Annotated in this window: 19 protein-coding genes; 13 read left to right on the top strand and 6 right to left on the bottom strand. The window is 45.5% G+C overall.

Annotated features, from left to right (window positions below):
- Positions 1-7: 7 nt before the first annotated feature.
- The 4 genes from glgP to GJB59_RS02810 all read left to right on the top strand — a co-directional run bounded on the left by glgP (position 8) and on the right by GJB59_RS02810 (position 4709).
- Positions 8-2395 (top strand): glycogen/starch/alpha-glucan family phosphorylase, encoded by a 2388-nt coding sequence (gene glgP, locus GJB59_RS02825; RefSeq protein WP_142827452.1) that lies wholly within the window; start codon positions 8-10, stop codon positions 2393-2395.
- 19 nt (positions 2396-2414) lie between these two features.
- On the top strand, positions 2415-3224 hold the full coding sequence (locus tag GJB59_RS02820; RefSeq protein ID WP_142827451.1) for an SDR family oxidoreductase: 810 nt from the start codon (positions 2415-2417) through the stop codon (positions 3222-3224).
- Positions 3225-3313: 89 nt separating this feature from the next.
- Entirely contained in the window at positions 3314-4444 is a 1131-nt protein-coding gene (locus GJB59_RS02815; RefSeq protein ID WP_142827450.1) for an MBL fold metallo-hydrolase, read from the top strand.
- A 4-nt stretch (positions 4445-4448) separates the two neighbouring features.
- The gene (locus GJB59_RS02810) at positions 4449-4709 is read left to right on the top strand and encodes a DUF3006 domain-containing protein (protein WP_142827449.1); all 261 of its coding nucleotides are present in this window, start codon (positions 4449-4451) and stop codon (positions 4707-4709) included.
- A gap of 102 nt (positions 4710-4811) precedes the next feature.
- Here GJB59_RS02810 and GJB59_RS02805 read toward each other — a convergent pair whose 3' ends face one another.
- The 4 genes from GJB59_RS02805 to GJB59_RS02790 form a co-directional block, all read right to left on the bottom strand.
- Positions 4812-5111, bottom strand: coding sequence for a DUF3219 family protein (locus GJB59_RS02805; protein ID WP_142827448.1), 300 nt, complete (start codon positions 5109-5111; stop codon positions 4812-4814).
- Positions 5112-5114: 3 nt separating this feature from the next.
- The gene (locus tag GJB59_RS02800; protein ID WP_142827447.1) at positions 5115-6281 is read right to left on the bottom strand and encodes an acyl-CoA dehydrogenase family protein; all 1167 of its coding nucleotides are present in this window, start codon (positions 6279-6281) and stop codon (positions 5115-5117) included.
- 275 nt (positions 6282-6556) lie between these two features.
- The gene (locus GJB59_RS02795; RefSeq protein WP_142827446.1) at positions 6557-7612 is read right to left on the bottom strand and encodes a YkvI family membrane protein; all 1056 of its coding nucleotides are present in this window, start codon (positions 7610-7612) and stop codon (positions 6557-6559) included.
- A gap of 246 nt (positions 7613-7858) precedes the next feature.
- Positions 7859-8191: a YflT domain-containing protein gene (locus tag GJB59_RS02790; protein WP_142827445.1), complete on the bottom strand. Its 333-nt coding sequence runs from the start codon at positions 8189-8191 to the stop codon at positions 7859-7861.
- A gap of 123 nt (positions 8192-8314) precedes the next feature.
- On the opposite strand from GJB59_RS02790, the gene GJB59_RS02785 reads away from it, so the two are divergent.
- The 5 genes from GJB59_RS02785 (at position 8315) to GJB59_RS02765 (ending at position 12699) form a co-directional block, all read left to right on the top strand.
- The gene (locus tag GJB59_RS02785; RefSeq protein ID WP_142827444.1) at positions 8315-9049 is read left to right on the top strand and encodes an MBL fold metallo-hydrolase; all 735 of its coding nucleotides are present in this window, start codon (positions 8315-8317) and stop codon (positions 9047-9049) included.
- 87 nt (positions 9050-9136) lie between these two features.
- On the top strand, positions 9137-10180 hold the full coding sequence (locus GJB59_RS02780; protein ID WP_142827443.1) for an LLM class flavin-dependent oxidoreductase: 1044 nt from the start codon (positions 9137-9139) through the stop codon (positions 10178-10180).
- Positions 10181-10253: 73 nt separating this feature from the next.
- Positions 10254-10895 (top strand): NAD(P)-dependent oxidoreductase, encoded by a 642-nt coding sequence (locus GJB59_RS02775; RefSeq protein WP_142827442.1) that lies wholly within the window; start codon positions 10254-10256, stop codon positions 10893-10895.
- A gap of 164 nt (positions 10896-11059) precedes the next feature.
- Entirely contained in the window at positions 11060-11329 is a 270-nt protein-coding gene (locus tag GJB59_RS02770; protein WP_142827441.1) for a hypothetical protein, read from the top strand.
- Between the two features lie 83 nt (positions 11330-11412).
- Positions 11413-12699: a purine/pyrimidine permease gene (locus GJB59_RS02765; RefSeq protein ID WP_142827440.1), complete on the top strand. Its 1287-nt coding sequence runs from the start codon at positions 11413-11415 to the stop codon at positions 12697-12699.
- Positions 12700-12927: 228 nt separating this feature from the next.
- On the opposite strand, the gene pepF is transcribed toward GJB59_RS02765, so the two are convergent.
- Entirely contained in the window at positions 12928-14739 is a 1812-nt protein-coding gene (gene pepF / locus GJB59_RS02760) for an oligoendopeptidase F (RefSeq protein ID WP_142827439.1), read from the bottom strand.
- A gap of 655 nt (positions 14740-15394) precedes the next feature.
- Here pepF and GJB59_RS02755 point away from each other — a divergent pair.
- The 4 genes from GJB59_RS02755 (at position 15395) to GJB59_RS02740 (ending at position 18378) form a co-directional block, all read left to right on the top strand.
- Positions 15395-15874: a PaaI family thioesterase gene (locus GJB59_RS02755; protein ID WP_142827438.1), complete on the top strand. Its 480-nt coding sequence runs from the start codon at positions 15395-15397 to the stop codon at positions 15872-15874.
- Positions 15875-16033: 159 nt separating this feature from the next.
- Positions 16034-17092, top strand: a complete 1059-nt coding sequence (locus GJB59_RS02750) for an LLM class flavin-dependent oxidoreductase (RefSeq protein WP_142827437.1) — start codon at positions 16034-16036, stop codon at positions 17090-17092.
- Between the two features lie 11 nt (positions 17093-17103).
- Positions 17104-18054 carry an ATP-grasp domain-containing protein gene (locus GJB59_RS02745; protein ID WP_142827436.1) on the top strand — a complete coding sequence of 317 codons (951 nt, stop codon included), beginning with the start codon at positions 17104-17106 and terminating at the stop codon, positions 18052-18054.
- A 117-nt stretch (positions 18055-18171) separates the two neighbouring features.
- Positions 18172-18378, top strand: a complete 207-nt coding sequence (locus tag GJB59_RS02740) for a hypothetical protein (protein ID WP_142827435.1) — start codon at positions 18172-18174, stop codon at positions 18376-18378.
- Between the two features lie 28 nt (positions 18379-18406).
- On the opposite strand, the gene yxiS is transcribed toward GJB59_RS02740, so the two are convergent.
- Complete coding sequence (yxiS, locus tag GJB59_RS02735; protein WP_142827434.1) at positions 18407-18703, bottom strand: protein YxiS; 297 nt, start codon at positions 18701-18703, stop codon at positions 18407-18409.
- Positions 18704-18776 lie beyond the last annotated feature (73 nt).

The following is an 18776-nucleotide window of genomic DNA, read 5'->3' as shown; positions in this document are numbered from 1 at the left end:
GTCAATAATGTTTTCTTCCAAAGAAGAGTTTAAGAAAAGCTTTGTCACTCGAATGGAACAAAAGGGAATGGGGAAAACTGCAGAACTGGCCTATGAAACCCTTTGGGAAATGACCCAGGAGTGGATACAGGACCGTTGGAATCGGACAAGCCAATTATATAAAGATAATAACGAAAAGCAATTGTATTATTTCTCTATTGAATTTCTGATTGGACGTGTTCTAGGACAAAACCTCATCAATTTAAACTTTTATGATACCGTAAAAGAAGGGCTTGATGAATTGGGTCTTCAACTATCTGAGATAGAAGAGCTGGAAACAGAACCAGGTCTTGGAAATGGCGGTCTGGGAAGGTTGGCGGCTTGCTTTGTGGATTCTTTAGCTTCTTTGGGCTTGCCTGGAAACGGCTACGGCCTCAGATACAAAGGCGGTTTGTTCACGCAGCATTTTGTGAATGGCTACCAGACAGAACAGCCGACCCAGTGGATCCAACAAAAACACAATGTAGACGTTCGCCGCGAGGATCTGGTGGTAGAGGTTCCATATTACGGAGAGGTCCAATTGGTCATGGGGATGGATGGGCTTAAAGTCAAAGTGGAAAAACCAGAATGGGTCAAAGCAGTTCCTTATGATATGCCGGTTGTAGGGGCAAACGGCGGTACGGTCAACACCCTGCGATTGTGGCAGGCGGAAGTTTCTGATCGTCCGTTACCCGGCCATAAAGATTATGCGGTCTATGAGCACGATACTGCTAAAATCACTGATCGGCTTTACCCGGATGATTCCTTGGAAGCCGGAAAAATTCTGCGCCTGAAACAGCAATATTTCCTATGCAGTGCATCACTTCAAACTATTTTGAATGAGGGCAGCTTCTCTATAGAGGAACTTCCTGAAAATGTTGCCATCCAAATCAATGACACGCACCCCGCTCTAGCAGTTCCGGAATTGATGCGCTTGTTGATGGATCATCATGCCTTGAGCTGGGATCAAGCCTGGGATATCACTACCCGCACTATTTCCTATACAAATCATACGATCCTGGAAGAGGCAATGGAGAAATGGGACAGTCGGCTGATCCAAACTTTGCTTCCAAGAATTTATATGGTCATTGAAGAAATCGATCGGCGCTTTAAAGAAAGCCTGCAGGAGCAGGAACTGGATGATGAAGCCCTTCATAAACTATCCATTATCGAAAATGGCGTCATTAAGATGGCGGTGCTGGCGGTAGTAGGAAGCTATAAAGTGAACGGCGTTGCAAAATTGCACACCGAGATTTTAAAAAAACGTGAAATGAAAGAATTGAGTGAACAATTTCCGAATAAGTTCCATAACAAGACTAATGGCATTGCCCATCGCCGGTGGTTGCTAAAAGCTAACCATGAGTTGTCCGGGCTGATTACGGATACGATTGGGCCGCAATGGGTTAAAGAACCTGAACGCTTGAGCGAGTTGCATTACTTTTCGCAAAACCATTCATTTCTTCAGGATTTCCAAGCGATCAAGAGCTTGAAAAAAGAGCAGTTGATCCATCATCTCCAAAGAAACCAAAATGTCATCGTGGATCAGGATTCAATTTTTGATATTCACATCAAAAGGTTCCATGGTTATAAGCGCCAGTTGATGAATATACTTCACATTCAGATGCTGTACGATCGGATTAAACGGGATCCGACGTATCGGCCATATCCGCGAACTTTCTTTTTCGGTGGAAAAGCGGCTCCCAGCTACCATTTTGCTAAACAAGTCATCAAAATGATCAATACAGTAGCAGCAAAAGTGAACAATGACCCTCTAGCAAGAAAACACCTTCATGTTGTTTTTGTTGAAAACTACAACGTGACACAGGGGGAATACATGATTCCAGCGGCAGATGTCAGTGAACAAATATCAACGGCATCCAAAGAAGCTTCAGGAACAGGCAATATGAAGCTGATGATGAATGGTGCACTGACAATTGGCACTTTTGATGGTGCGAATGTCGAAATATTTGAACAGGTCGGCGAAGAGAATGCTTTTGTTTTTGGCATGCTTGCCGAGCAAGTTATGCAACACGAAAAGGAAAAATCCTACAATCCGAAGAGCATAATTGATTCGGACCCGGAAATTGCACAATTGATGGAAGAACTGATCAAAGGGGAATGGACAGAAGGCAAAACAAATGTCGATTTTATCGTGGAACAATTGTTGGGGGACGGCGATCCTTATTTTGTATTAAAAGATATTCGCAGTTATTCAAAAGCGCATGAACAGATTTTAAACGCTTATGCGCATCCTGAAAAATGGGCTGAAATGTGTGTCAAAAACATCGCAGCTTCCGGATATTTTTCAAGCGATCGCACCATCCAGCAGTATTCAGACGATGTCTGGCATTTAACGAAAATTCCCAGTTTGTATTAGAAGTTGAAAGGGTGGGAATATGGCAGATAAAGAATTCGACAACACTGATTTGAAAGACTATAAAGCCAGTGGGGTACTCGTCGGGAAAGTGGCTATTGTCACGGGTGCCAGCAGCGGCATTGGCCAGGCGGTGGCAATTGCTTATGCTAAGGAAGGTGCAAAAGTTGTCATCGGATATCTCGGTGACGACGAAGGCGCACAAAAAACCATTCAGCTGATTGAAAGCTATGGCGGCAAAGCCAAAGCGCTAAGCGGTGACTTGGGGAAATCGGAGAATTGCGACCAACTGGTCCAATTTACGTTAGCAGAATTTGGGCAGGTAGATATAGTAGTCAACAATGCCGGCTACCAATATCCCCAAACTTCCCCTTTGGATATTACGGATGAGCAGATGCTGAAAACGTTCGAAATTAAGGCATTTGCCATGTTTTATTTAACACGGGCAGCCTTGCCGCATTTGAAAAAAGGTTCGCGGATTATCAATACAGCCTCCATTAACGCTTACCGCGGCCATTCGGATCTGATTGATTATGCAGGAGCCAATGGTGCAATGGTGGCCATGACCCGTTCGTTGGCAAGGCGTTTAGTGCGGGAGGAAATTGCAGTGAATGGAATTGCGCCAGGCCCAATTTGGACTCCCTTAATCACCAAAACTTTCGGTGATTTAAATCCGGATGTGGCCGAAGGTTTTGGTGAAGATGTTCCGGCAGGGCGTCCGGGACAGCCATATGAGCTGGTGAAAGCATATGTGTTTCTGGCCGATCCGCAGAACTCGTATATGACGGGCCAGTTTCTGCATATGAACGGCGGCGACTACATGTCTACGTAAATGGCAGCAGGCCAAGGGATTTTCCTTGGCCTGCTTTTTCATTTCGATTTGCTTGTGGTAAAATTCACTGGAGATAGAGGAGTGAGTTTTTGAAAAAGATCATATGGACCATATTGGCAGTCCTTGTTTTTGTGCTGCTTGCAGCTTGTACGCAAATAGCCGTACAGCCGGAGGAAGAACGCAATAATGAAAAAACAGATCAAAAAAATGACCAGTCGCAAGCGGAAGAACCCGCTGCAGAAGAAGTTAGCCAGGATGGTTTGACAGTGCATTATATTGATGTCGGACAAGGGGATTCCACGTTGCTTGAATTTGAAGGGTTTACGATGCTGATCGACACAGGCAATTGGAATTCGTCAGAAGCAGTGGATTACTTGAAGCAGCAGGGCATTCAGGACATTGATATTGTCGTCGGTACCCACCCGGATGCAGACCATATTGGGCAGCTGGCACAGGTTGTCGGCGAATTTGAGGTTGCAGAAGTATGGATGTCCGGCAACACAAGCAGCTCCAATACATTCCTTAATGCTCTGCAAGCTATTGAAGCGAGCGGCACGGATTATGTGGAACCTAGAAGCGGAGACCATTTTGATGTAGGCTCCATGCAGATCGAAGTGCTGTACCCGGACGAAATTACGGGTGCGGCAAATGAAGAGTCGGTATCATTGAGAATGACCTATGGCGACGTCCGTTTTGTTTTCACAGGGGATGCGGGTGTTAAAGAGGAACAGGAAATGATCGACAGCGGCATGGAACTCGAAGCGGAAATTCTGCATTTGGGGCATCACGGTTCCAACACATCGACAAGCCCTGCTTTTTTAAAGGCAGTAGCTCCTGAAGTGGCGATTTACAGTGCGGGTGCTGACAATTCTTACGGACATCCGCATGCAGAAGTGATTGCAGCTGCAGAAAATGCAGGGGCAGAAGTGTTCGGAACAGATGTCAATGGCACTATCCTGGTTGAAACAGATGGCCAGTCCTACAGTGTGGAAACACAGCAGGAAGGGGTTCCAACTGAAGGTGAGAACCGTTGCATCGATCTGAATATAGCTTCTTCAGCGGAATTGCAGGAGATTACAGGAATAGGTGAAGTTTATGCGCAGTCCATCATCAACCAGCGGCCGTTTGAAAGTTTGGAAGAATTGCTTGATGTTAAAGGAATTGGCCAGGCAACTCTGAATGATATTCAAGATCAGGGTCTGGCATGCATAGGAGGGTAAGGCGATGAAAGGGATTCTGGATCGGATTGAAGACGACATTTATGCAGTCATTTTAGTGGAAGAAGAAGGGGTCGAATTGGTCTTGCCCGCCAATCGCTTGCCAGAAGGAAGCCGGATCAATTCCTGGTTTACCATTGATGCTGAAAACGGTCAACTGGCAGTCACTTTGGATGAGGAAACAAGCCTGATGAAAAAGAGGCGAGCAGAAGAGCTCATGGCCAGGCTGCGGACGAAGAAAAAAGGCAGCCGCTTTAAGCGGAATTAAAAAGAAGTCCGAGACCTGTACGAGGTTTCGGACTTCTTTTGTCATGGATTGCATCCTACGGCTCTGAAATCGCAGCCGTTTTTTTTTTACACAATAACCCATCTAAGCCTGCTCCACTAATTCCAAGTAATAATCAGCTACTTGGCCTGGCTTGTACAAGTCGGTGATAGAAGTAGAATAATTAGAAATGGAAGCCTCGAATTCCAGTTTTTGCGCTGGAACCCGGATTCGGAAATTCATTTCATACAGCAGTACCGCAATATCATGGTATTCTTCGCTGGTCACTTTAAAGTCGAATGAGATTTTTCTTTTTCGCTGTTGAGAATTGGGTTGTTTACTCAATTCTTTTGTGAAATTAAAAGCATGTATTTCGGTATCGTTGATCCAGACGGTTGTTTCCATCGCTTATTTCACCTCTGTTTTTGAATGTTGTGTAAATTCATTGATTGCCTGCGCCGCCAATTGGGCCTTGACCATGTCTTCCATCGGCGGATTGTAGAGCCCTGCACGAACGTTGAGGTAATGGCGATGCATCGGATTTTCTTCGGAAAGGGCACGGGAGCCAACGATTTTCATGGCCTTGTCAACAATCTCCATCGCTGCTTGAGTAACGGCTATTTTCGTGATATTCAAAGCTTCTTCCATTTCCGCTTTGTTGGCAGCGTGCACATAACGTTCTACAGTGCCATATAGAAGATGGCGGGCAGTGGCGAGCTGAAGTTCCATTTCACCAATGGTCTGCTGGATGGGGGGTGTCTCTGCAATTGGCTTGTCGAGAGATGCCGGACTGTAGTTGGCGGCGAATTCGACTGCATAGGCTCGTGCAGCCGAAGCAATTCCAATATAGCAGGCGGGAATATGAAGCAGCCAGCCTTTAGCAGCAGCCGTGACTCCGGCTGGTTTTAAAATATGGGTGTTTGGAATCCGAACGCTGTCGAGAACCAGTGTGTGACTTGCAGTACCTCTCATAGCGAGCATGTCCCAAGTTTCGTCGATCGACACTCCCTCGGCGTGGCGCGGAATGATAACGGTGATGACTTCATCCGTTTCTGTTGCCGCGGTCACGAAAATATAATCGAGTGCGGGGGCCATGGAAGTATAAGTTTTTTCGCCAGAGACGATATAGTGATTTCCATCAGCGATAGCGGTGGTCTGCGGCAAGGCGCCTCGGGCTGGGCTGCCGGCATTGGCTTCTGTTGCTGCCGTGTTGATGAGTGCGCCATTTGCAATCTCTGCCATCAGCCAATCAGCGGATTGAGGCTGCCAATGGCGATTTTCAGCGTATTCCAGAACAATGCCGACATGCCAGCCGATTGAAAGTGCGGTTGCTCCAGACCCTTCAGCGATGGCTTCCTGTGCCAATACATATTCATACAGCCCGAATCCTTGGCCGCCATGTTCCTGCGGCAAGGTAAGGGTATGATAGTCCAGTTGTTTCAGATCTTTGATATTTTCAAAAGGGAAGGAATCGCGTACATCCAGTTCCGGCTCGCGCGCCTGGAAAGCGGGCTGCAGAGCACGAAGTTGATCGATTAATGCTTGTTGTTCCGGTGTTTTGATAAACTGATTCATAAGGAGGCTCCCTCCGATTTTCTTTGTCCAGAATCCAGCGGCCAGATTATCTTGGACCGCTTCGGCTTTTCTTTGTCCAGACTTCAGCGGCCAGATTCTCGGGGTCATAAGCCACTCTGGCTGTGCGGCTGAAAACATGCCGCTTCGCCAGAGTGGCTTATGCCTGACGAATCTACATGGCCGCTTCCACTTTTCTAAATTAACGGTACCATAAAAAAGCCGCCAAAGCAGTGCAGCAGGCTTTGGCGGCTTGGTTGTCAGCGGGTAAAACCCGCTTAGGAATGCTTCTTTTTATGCGGTTTTCGGATGTCGGCAAAAATTAACGCTCCAACTAGGAAGAAGCCGAGGTAGCCAACGATTGGATAAAACAGACTTACGAGTTCGGTAAATCCGACAAAACTTAAGATGTAAGCGACAACTCCAACGATGATGACAAATATGCGGAATTTTTTTGTGCCCATTACGACAAAGCGTGCCGAAAACGAAAACAGCATACTGACTGCCGTATTGTAAATCATGCCGAAAAGGATGACCGACATAAAGACCCCGAGAACCGGTGAAATGTCATCGGCAATTTGCAGCAATGGCATTTCTGCACTGCCGACAACATCCACTTTGGAGAAAATCGCCAAGTGGCTCAGAATAATCAGGCCTCCGAGAATCAAGCCGCCGATCAAACCTCCGCGTGCAGCAACTTTCTCGTCTTTTTCCGTTCCACCCATGACGATGGCCATTGAAGCACCGACTGCGATGTTGAATGACACATAATTGATCGCAGACAGGAACCAGTTTGGCAAAGTCGACGTTTGTTCGTTGGCGATTGGATTCAAGGATGCAAACGTGGAATCCATCGTTATCAAACTGTAAACAGCCAGACCGATAACTGCGATGATCAGAAACGGTGTAATGCTGCCGATAATGGCAATAACTTTTTGGACGTTCATCATAATGGTCAAAACGACCAGAATGACCATAACCGTACTGCCCAGCGGTGCCGGCAAATTAAATTGCTGTGAAAAGATAGAACCTGCTCCAGCAATCATTACGACTCCCACGCCGAATAAAGTAAGGATGATAATATAATCAACGATAGTCCCAATTATCTTCCCGCTAATGCCAAAAACAGCTTCTTTATGTGAAGTGGTTTTCATACGGCTTCCCAGTCGGGTCAAGCTCATCCCCAGATACGCAAATAAAGCGGTTGCAAGAATGGCTGCGGCTGTCCCCATATAGCCGAAGCTGGTGAAATACTGTAAAATTTCCTGGCCAGAAGCAAATCCGGCACCGACAATAATGCCGACAAAGGCGCTCCCCATTTTTAAACTTTTCATGTTGTTCCCCCTTGATGCAAATTGATGCATGGATAAGTTTTTTAAAAATTAAAAAATCCCTATCTAAATATAGCAAAAATTGAAAGGGGATACAACGTAAAAAAGGTTCTAATGCTATATATAACACAATATACCTATGCTTGCATTTGGTTAAAAATAACATATTAGAATAATTAAATAATAACAACCAAGTCAAGTTTTTTGCATAAAAAAGCATCACCTAATATATAGGTGATGCTTTGGAAATTAATTATTAACGTTTTTATTCGCGACAATAACCAATTTGCCTTTATCAAGCTCTTCTTCGTACTGCTCAGCTTCCTGATCAGATAACCCAGCAGCTGCCAGTTTCGCACGAAGTTCGTCGCCTCGTGAGCTGGTCATGTTTTTCATGCTGTTTAGGAAGCCTTGTTCTTTCACGCCAACCTCTTCTGTGTCTAAGGCTTTTGTAATGTCCTTGTTGCGTTTTTTATCATGCGCAAAAATATAAATATCATCGTGCGTGTATCCTTGCGTCTCTAATTTCTCGATTTCTTTTTTTGCTTGCACTGCGTTTTCAACTGTCATTTTTAAAGTCAATGTAATCCCTCCAAGTAAATTTCTATCTTACTTCTATGCATACCACCACGAGTAGAGGATTAAACAACAGGAACTTTAAAGAATCGGTTATACTGAAGAAAATTAGAGACAGGGAGTGGTTTTTTGAAAATCATACCGATTGGCATTTGGGGCGGCTATCCCAATAAAAACGAAGCAACTTCGGCCTTTTTGATTGAGCAGGACGGTTTCCGCTGTCTGATTGATTGCGGCAGCGGAGTATTGGCGGCAGTTCAGAATTACACAAAATTGCAAGATTTAGATGCTGTTATCATTAGCCATTATCATCCGGACCACATTGCTGACATTGGCGTACTGCAGCATGCCGCTATGGTAGGCATGCAGTTGAAAGAATGGGATACTCCATTGTTTATCCATGCCCATGACAAGGATCCTGATGAGTTCGAGAAGCTGTCTTATAAAGGCGTTACGGAAGGGCGCGCCATTCAGGCTTCGGAAACGCTTGAACTGGGTCCGTGGCAAGTGACATTCTGTGAAACGGTTCATCCGGTGTACTGCCTGGCCATGAAATTCACTGCCAACGGCCGGACCGCGGTGTTTACGGCAGATACAAGCTGGAAAGAAGAGCTGGTTGATTTTTCCCGAGGAGCAGAATTGCTTGTTGCCGAATCGAATCTTTACGAAAAATACATCGGAATTATTCAAGGGCATTTAAGCGGCAGCCAGGCTGGGGAGCTGGCTGAACGTGCAGGTGCCAAACAATTGCTGCTGACCCATCTGCCGCAGTACGGGGAGCTGGATGAAATTTTGCAGGCAGCAAAGTCCAGTTACTCTGGTGAAGTCGAATTTGCTGTAATAGGAAAGAGCTACGAAATCTGAATCGCTGATGGGCAGGCAGATAGTTTGTGTACCAGATATTTTCCTTTTATCCTTAGAGAATAAGAAGGACGAAAGGAAGTTAAACAAATGTCGCAACCCATAGATTTATTTCCGATTTCCGTACTGGATTTGGTTCCGGTCCGTGAAGGAGGCACAACGAAAGATGCCCTAGATGAAATGGTTACTATTGCTCAGCATGCAGAAAAGCTTGGCTATCGGCGGTTTTGGCTGTCCGAACATCATAATACAGCCACCCTTGCAAGCTCCGCTACAGCAATTTTGATTTCCAAAGTGCTTGAAAACACCGAATCCATTCAAGTAGGGTCAGGCGGCATTATGCTGCCAAACCATACACCCTTGGTTGTTGCAGAACAATTCGGTACGTTGGAAACCCTGCATCCGGGACGATTGAATCTGGGTCTTGGACGCGCTCCAGGAACAGACATGCAGACAGCACATGCACTTCGCAGAACCACCCAGGAAACAGCGTTTGCTTTTCCGCAGGATGTTATCGAATTGCAAAATTACTTGAAACCGCTTGATGAGCAAGGACCTGTCCGGGCACATCCGGGTGTAGGAACCGGAGTGCCGGTTTATATTCTTGGGTCCAGCACTTCAAGTGCTCAGCTTGCTGCCAGCCTTGGCTTGCCGTACGTGTTTGCGGCGCATTTTGCACCGCAGCAGCTAAAGCAGGCACTGCAGATTTACCGCAGCGAGTTCCAGCCTTCTGAATACTTGGCTGAGCCGTATGTGATGGTCTGCGTCAATGTCATTGGGGCTGATTCGAACGAAGAAGCTGATAAACTGGCAACGTCCAGTGATCAATTTTATTTGAATGTCGTGAGAGGCAGCAAAAATCTGCTGCAGCCGCCACTCGATACAATGGACGGCCAATGGAGCTACCGTGAGGAAATGATGGTGCGCGGAATGTCTCAATATACGTTCCAAGGCGATGAAGAAACCATCAGCGAGCATTTAGGGAAATTTGTAGCGGAACTGCAGATCGATGAAGTGATTGCGGTTTCCTATATTTACGACCAGGAAAAAAGAAAACGTTCATTTGAAGTATTGAAGCAGGCTGCAAGCCGATTTAACGTGATCCAACAAGATTCTGCCACTTCAAATGTGTAAAAGCCGACCCGCTTGTTATAAAGCTAATCTTTTTGTTCATCTATACAGATTATAGAGACTGGAGGGGAAGTAAGTGAAAATAGGGATTATTGGTGCGACCGGAAAAGCCGGTGATTTAATCTTAAAAGAAGCAGTGAAAAGAGGCCATGAAGTAACGGCCATCGTCAGAAATTCACAAAAGGTTGAGAACCAGGATATACCGGTGCTGGAGAAGGATGTTTTCAGTTTATCGACAGAAGATTTAGCTCCCTTTGACGTAGTGGTCAATGCATTCGGGGTTCCGCCTGAAAAAGCTGAACAGCATATCGAAGCTGGAAGAATTCTGATTAACGCACTGAAAGAAGCCCATGAAACCCGTTTGATTGTAGTCGGGGGAGCTGGCAGTTTGTTCGTCGATGAAGCGCGCACAACCCGCCTGGCAGAAACCCCTGAGTTTCCTGAAGCATTTAAATCGATCGCTAATGGCCAGGCGCAAAATCTGGCAGACCTGGAAGCTTCAGAAGGAGTTCAATGGACTTTTTTGAGCCCTGCAGCATTTTTCGATCCGGAGGGACGCCGCACTGGCCGCTACCAAAAAGGCGATGATGGATTTATTGTTAACAGCAAAGGAAAAAGCTATATCAGCTATGCGGATTATGCCATTGCCCTAGTCGATGAAATCGAAAGCGGTGAACATAAGAATAGACGATTCACCGTCGTTTCTGAAAACCATTAATCTTCTGGAAAAGCCGATCTTCTTTGGATCGGTTTTTGTTTGGCATGAACCGCGTGGAAATCTAACGGAACTTGCCATGAAATGTTCACGTTCCTAAAAAGAATGGAAGCAAGAATCATGTATAATAAGATGAAACTTGAGGTTTAAAGGTGGGAATCAACACAATGGATTTTTTATATTTTCCTGAAGACAAATCGGAATACATCCCAGGGATTATTTCTGTCGTTATTATATTCATTTTATCTGTGCTGATAGTGCGGTTATTGATTAAAGCATCACGCAAGCAAGTCAAACAGTTGGAAGAACAGGGATACCCGGTCGTCTACAGAGACGGCTTTGACCCGGACAAACAAACTGAAGGCGATGCTGATCCGCAAGAAACGGTACGCAAGGTAAATGAACAAAAAGCAGCACGCAATAAACCGAAGGCCTGACAATTGTCGGGTCTTTTTTTGAGCTTTTCAAAAGGTTTATACTGTAAGCAATTGACAGAATGAAGAAGTGGGGGGAAGCGCTTATGAAAAATATTTTTGGCGGTGTGCAATGGGCGGTCTTTTTGATTGCCTCTTCTATCGCAGCACCAATTGCCATTGCCAGCATCTTTGGAATGGATACGGCGGATACAGCGCTATTCGTCCAGCGAACCATGTTTGTGCTGGGCATCGCTTGCCTGGTTCAAGCTTCGATCGGCCACCGCATGCCGATCAACGAAGGGCCGGCCGGTTTATGGTGGGGAATTTTCATTGTTTACGCAGGATTGGTTGGAATTCTGTATGGCTCTATGGAAGAATCGCTTCAAGCGCTGCAAAGCGGCTTGTTGTACAGCGGTGTGCTGTTCATCGTATTTGCTTATACCGGCTTGGTTGATAAGCTTAAGATTTTCTTTACACCGACCATCACTTTTGTTTATCTGCTGCTATTGGTGCTCCAAATCAGCGAGTCGATCTTGGCGGGCTTGTTGGGAATTGTTTCGAAAGGCGATCCGGTGGACGGGCTAGTGCTGATGGGCAGCATTGTGGTCATCTTACTGACTTTTTTTTGCATGGGCCACAAAATGCCCTGGGTCAGCCGCTATTCCATCCTATTTTCGATTACTGCCGGCTGGCTGATTTTCTGGATTCTCGGCAAATCACCTGAAGCGGAAAGCGGGGTGAATACTTTGGTTTCGTTGCCGGAAATGCTGGTTTTTGGACCGCTGATCTGGGATAGTGGGATGTTTGTTACGGCCCTTTTCTTAACCATCCTGCTGATTGCCAATATGATGGCATCGATTCGGGTAATGGAGAGCGTGCTTAAGAATTCCTTCTCGATTCACACGCCGGACCGCATCAAACAGGCTTCAACAGCTTCAGGCATCAACCACATCATTGCCGGATTGTTTTCATCCATCGGTCCCGTGCCAATTTCAGGGGCAGCTGGGTTTGTCAGCGCTACCAGAACCCCAGCGCTCCGGTCGTTCATCTTCGGTGGCGTCATTGTCGTGCTGATCAGTTTTTTTCCGTCAGTGATGGCTATTCTTGCTTCTTTGCCGGCTCCAGTGGCGTATGCGGTCATTTTTGCCGTATTCACCAAGATGGTGGAGATGGCCTTTACGGAGTTGGAAAATGAAAAAAACAGGCAGCATTCCTACAAAGTGGCGGCGTTCGGTTTGATGAGCGGGGTCGGCATCATGTTCGTTCCGCCTGAAAGCATGGCGAACCTGCCATCTGTTGTGGCTGCTACTTTATCGAACGGTTTGATCACCGGTACCATCATAGCTATTTTTGTGGAGCAGCTCCTGCTGTGGCGTAAAAAGAAAGCCTAAAAAAATCTTCCTGGCTTCATTGCAGCAATCTACCGTTTTGTTGCTGCGGATCTAGTCTTGCGTTGCAGGCACGCTGATTTTTTAAGGTCATTTTGATAAGGTCTTATAAAAAAACTCGTTGCCGGGTCGGCAACGAGTTTTTTCTGGTTCTGATACATGGATTTTCTGTTTGTGGTCGCTCACACGAGTTTGCAGCGGTTTAGTCTAAATCATCCGCATGGCTTTTCTTTAGCCATTTTCGATTTCTTCTGTCAGACGCTCGAGTTCGTCCACCAGTTCGCCGATATAAGCGATAGTGTCGCGCAGCGGCTGTTCGGTCGTGATATCGACTCCGGCCATTTTCGCAAGTTCCACCGGTGTTTTGGTGCCTCCGGCTTTTAAAACCTCCAGCCAATCATCTACAGCCGGCTGGCCTTCATTCAAGATCCTTTTGGAAACTTGAGTAGAGATGGTCAATCCCGCACTGTAGGTGTACGGATACAAGCCCATGTAATAATGCGGCTGGCGCATCCAAGTCAACTCGGCGCCATCTGTAATGTCAACGGCATCTCCCCAGAAGTCTTCCAGCACACCGCGTTTAATGGCGTTTAAAATGCCGGCATTGACGCTTTTACCTTCATCGATCCGCTCATACACTTTGCGTTGATAGGCAGCTTCCAGCAAGTGGGTGACAAAGTTATGGTAATAAGTTCTGGCCACAATCGATGAAATCACCCAACGTTTGAATTTTGGATTTTCCGAACTTTTCAGCAGATGGTTGGCGACCAGCATTTCATTCATTGTCGATGGTGCTTCGATAAAGTAAAGTGACGGCCGCGCATTAAAGATGTTCTGTTCACGGTTGGCGTTATAGAAATGGCCGGCATGTCCAAGTTCGTGGGCAAGCACAAAGACTTCATTCATGCGGCCGGTCCAGGAAATCAAAATATAGGGATGGTCACCGTATGGACTTGAACAGAAGGCTCCGGTCGATTTTCCTTTGTTCTGCGCAAAGTCAATCCAGCGTTCAGAATACGACCGGTCAACCATTTCAATATAGTCTGTGCCCATAATGGAAAGTGCATCGTCAATGTATTTTTTGGATTCTTCCACAGTGATTTCCGGTTCGTAGCTCGGATCTAAAGAAATTTTTAAATCGGCGAACGTCATGCGGTCCAAGCCATGAGCTTTCTGCAATAGCTTGGCGTACTTCTGCATATGCGGTGCCAGTTCCTTGGTAATCAAATCAATTTGGCGGTTGTAAAGTGAGCGGTCGACTTCCTGATTGAATAGAAGAAAATCGAAAATGCTGTCATAGCCTCTAAGGTCTGCTGTGGTTTTTTCTGTCTGCAACTGCATGTCATAAGTTTTCGCGGTCGTATGCTGATAATCTTTGAGCTTTTTGGAAAAAGCATCAAACGCTGCCCGGCGAAGCTCTGCATCCGGCTCTGCTTCCCAGTCTCCTTCAAAAGAAACATAGCTGAGCGGATAGGTTTGGCCATTTACTTCGAAATCCTCGAAGTTCATATCGACCATTTTCGTCGTGTTGTAAAGGCCGTAGGGCGCACTGAAAGTGGAAGAATAAGCAGCAAGGCTTTTTTCCACTTCAGGATGCAGCTGGTAGGGCTTTCTGCGAAGCAGCTTTTCAAGAAATACTTTGAACTCTGCAGATTCCTGCATTGCCTGCTCTAAGGTTTCTTTCGGCAAAGCAAGAAGCTCGCTGTTGATAAAAGACAGCTTGCTGCTGATTTTGGCTGATGCAGCGCTGAATTTGCTGGCCTGCAATTGAGATTCATCATTGGTTTGGTCTGTGCTGATCGTCAAACTTGCGTAGGTGCTTACTATAACTAACTTTTCGAGAAAAGCCATGTAATCCGTTAACGCCTGAATGGTAGTTGGCACATCGACGATGGTTCCTTGCGTTTTTTGATTTAAGACTTCTGCTTCCTTTTCCAAGCTTTCCAGGGCTTGATCAAACTCGGCAGCGCTGTTGAATAAACTGGATAAATTCCATTTTTCTTCGGCGGAAATGGCTGAGCGTACGGGCAAACTTTTAACCATATGATCTCTCCTCTATGTATTACGGATTTCGAACTAATTATTAGTATAGAGGGAAGGAGGTGAAAAGTAAAAATATTATTCAGAATTTATTAAAAAAATTAAAAAAATAGGTTTAGTTCTAGTTGAAGGATGGGTAATATAAAAGTACAAGGCGGAATCACCGTCGGAAGATACGACTGGATTCAATCCAGAATCGCCTTCAGACGAGAAACTGCACAGCCTTGGCGGGAAATTTGCTTTACTGACGATATTCACTCTTGTCAGGAACCATCGTTACTCGGGTTTCTATCCGGAAAGTGTTTCAAACAGTAAGCCGTAAGTTTTTTGTGGAAGTGCAATTGAAAGCCTGGCTGCAGAACGAAAAAATTCACTGAGAAGTACACGTGAATCCAATTGCCCTATCGGCAAATGCAAGTCAGCGCAACTAAACTGCAATGACGAGAGTTCCATATTCGTCAGAGATGTACAGTTTGTAGAAAGAATTTAATAAAATTTTCCGCGTGCAAAAATCCCTCAGGATTTTCGAGGGATGGAAAAAGGAAAAGCATGATCTGATGAAAAGGATCATGCTTTTTCCTTTGTGTATAAATAGGCATATTTAAGGAAAGCCAATATTTGAGATTGCCAATCAACTAAAAGAAAAGGGGAATACATTATGGAAAACCACCCAGTAATCGCTATACAGGATGACTATCCAGAAGACTTTGCCTGGTGTTATGGCTGTGGACGGCTCAACAAAGAAGGGCATCATTTCAGAACGGCTTGGAGTGGTGACGAGACTGTCACGTTGTATGAGCCAAAATCTGTTCACACTGCTATTCCGGGATTTGTTTACGGGGGATTGATTGCGTCATTGGTCGATTGCCACGGGACAGGCTCTGCTGCTTTAGCGTTGCATCGGAAAAATGGGTTTGAACCTGGCAGTGGTGAATCACCGCCGCGATTTGTCACAGCTTCTCTGCATGTCGACTACCTGAAACCCACACCCCAGGGAGTTGTTTTGAAAGCTGTGGGAAAAATTGAAGAAATCCATCCGAAAAAATTCAAAGTGAAGACAGAGGTTTATGCCGACAATACATTGTGCGCGACAGGTGAAGTGACCGCTGTGGTTATGCCCGCTTCATTCGCAAAATGATTTATAGGAGGTAGATTGCCAATTTGGCATTTTTCTTATAAAGAATTTAAAGTCTAGTTTACTGGTAAGAATTAAAGGTTTTATTGTATACTATTTTTATTCTATTAAAAGATTGAATCTTTCGAGAAGTCGGCCCGGAAAGGAAAGGTGTGGGTGAATATGAAATATGGATTTTGGTTGCCGATTTTTGGGGGCTGGCTGCGAAACGTGGATGAAGAACAAATGCCGCCGACATTTGAGTATGCTAAGAAAGTTGTTCAATCCGCTGAAAAATGGGGATATGACACAACCTTGATCGCGGAATTGAATTTAAATGATATCAAAGGGATGGCCGCTGATTCTCTTGAAGCTTGGTCTACGGCGGCAGCACTTGCGGCAGTGACTGAAAAAATCGAAATTATGACCGCCATCCGTCCGGCGTTCCATAACCCAGCTATTGCAGCAAAAATGGCTGCTAATATTGATCAAATCTCCAATGGCCGCTTTACATTGAACGTAGTGTCAGCTTGGTGGGCGGAAGAAGCGAAGCAATACGGCGGAGATTTCACAGAACACGATGAACGCTATGACCGGACAGATGAGTTTTTGAAAGTCGTCAAGGGCATGTGGACGCAGGAGGAATTTTCTTTTAAAGGAAAATACTACGATATTCAAAATGCGCGCCTTTCACCTAAGCCGGTGCAGCGTCCGCATCCGATTCTTTATGCTGGTGGGGAAAGCCCGCGAGGCAAGAAGTCAATTGTGGAATCGTGTGATTCTTATGTGATGCATGGCGGAACCGTAGAAGAGATTCAGGAAAAAATCAACGGCATGAAAGAATTGCGCCAACAAGGTGGCGGTTCACCTTTGCAGACATTTGGCATGGCGGCATACGTGATTTGCCGAGATACAGAAGAGCAGGTTGCTGAAGAATACGCGCGCATCACCGACGTCAAAGAAACAGACGGCTATGTCGGGTATAATGACTTTGTCAGCAAATCACAGCTGGAGCAGCAAATAAAGCTGGAGGATTACTCGGTATCAAACCGTGGCTTGCGCCCGAATTTGATCGGTACGCCTGAACAGATTGCAGATCGGATTATCGCTTTTGAAAATGCAGGATTGGATTTGCTGCTGCTGCAATTTTCTCCGCAATTGGAGGAAATGGAACGTTTTTCACAACAAGTTATGCCCTTGGTAGAAGAAAAAAGAAATGCGATTCGCGCGCTGAATATCTAGGAGGATGCAATATGCCAGAAAAAATTTATGTAATTCACGAAAATGAAGAATGGACCACTCATTTGTTCAAACGGCTCAATGAACTGAATTTGCCTTATGAAGACTGGTTTATCGACGAAGGACTAGTCGATTTAAACGAAGCACCGCCTGAAGGCGTTTTTTACAGCCGAATGAGTGCATCTTCCCATACAAGAGGCCACCGTTTTGCGCCTGAACTGACCGAGTCATTGCTGGTATGGCTTGAGCACCATGGCCGTACAGTCTTTAATGGAAGCCGCGCCTTGCGCCTGGAAGTCAGCAAAGTCAACCAATATATGGCATTAAATGCAGCCGGAATCCAAACGCCGAAAACGATTGCTGTAAACGGACAGGAGCAGATTTTAAAAGCTGCTGAAAAAATGGGTGTTCCGTCTTTCATTACTAAACATAATCGTGCCGGCAAAGGATTGGGTGTGCGATTATTCCATTCACTCGAGGCATTGAAAGAATATGTCGAAGGCTCTGAATTTGAACCGTCCATTGATGGCATTACCTTGATTCAAGAGTATATTCAAGCACCGGAACCATTCATCACCCGATGTGAATTCGTCGGTGGAAAGTTTGTCTATGCTGTTCAAGTGGATACATCTGAAGGGTTTGAGTTATGCCCTGCGGACGCTTGCCGGATTGACGACTTATTTTGTCCGGTAGGGGAAGAAGTGGAAGAAAAGCCGAAATTCCAGGTGATCCAAGGCTTTGATGATCCCATCCTCAAAAAATATGAAGCTTTCCTGCAACGGAATGATATCAATGTAGCCGGAATCGAATTTATTCGCAACGCTGCGGGGGATATCTTTACTTACGACGTGAATACCAACACCAACTACAATGCCGATGCGGAAGCAGGAGCCGGCAAGTATGGCATGCTGGAACTTGCCAAGTTTCTCGGACAAGAACTAAAAAGCTTGAAACAAACTGTCTGACAGAAAGTACGGCCATCTTTTAATGTATGATGGCCGTTTTTTTCTGGTGTTTATCCAACTGCGATCAAGGGAAACTTCTAACATAAGAGCAGGTTTATACAAAGGAGTGAAGGGCTAATGAGCAATAACCCAAAAGACGAAGAGCTGGCAGAACGTCCAGAACCTATAGAAGCAGAGGCGATTGAAGAAACGGACGCTGAACCGGCCAAAGACGAGTCGAAGTTTGATAAAATTTACAGTAATGTGGCATCCAACCGATATGAAAATCTTCGTACCAGCCATATTGAGAACAAGGCCAAAGAACTGCGGAAACGCAAAAAGTAAAAGATCGAGTGCTTTTGCACTGGATCTTTTACTTTTGGGGGAGTTTTTCAATTTCTTCCGAAACGACAAAAGCCAGATCATAATTTCCGAACATCTGCAGAACGTCCAGCAAGGTTTCATGGTCTATGTCCATCTCTTCGGTATCCGTCTCATCGATCGCGTCAGTCAGAACAGCACTTTGCGGTTGCCCGGGATACGCACGCTGGTAAAGCTCAGCGGGGTTCAGCTGATAATTCGTGCACCATTGAACAAACAGCTGAACCATAATTTGTTCTTCTTGCTGATACTTTTTAATGATAAATTCATCTCGGTTTTCAATATCCAATTAAGGCACCTCCGCGGTAAATAGTTTTTGTGATAGTAGCATACCAAACAATTCGAGTGCTTGCATGGACTTC

The sequence above is a fragment of the Planococcus soli genome (assembly GCF_016881065.1).
GTDB classification, from domain to species: Bacteria; Bacillota; Bacilli; order Bacillales_A; family Planococcaceae; genus Planococcus; species Planococcus soli.
Note: the sequence above shows the minus strand (reverse complement) of the source record. Positions and strands in the feature narration are given on the sequence as shown.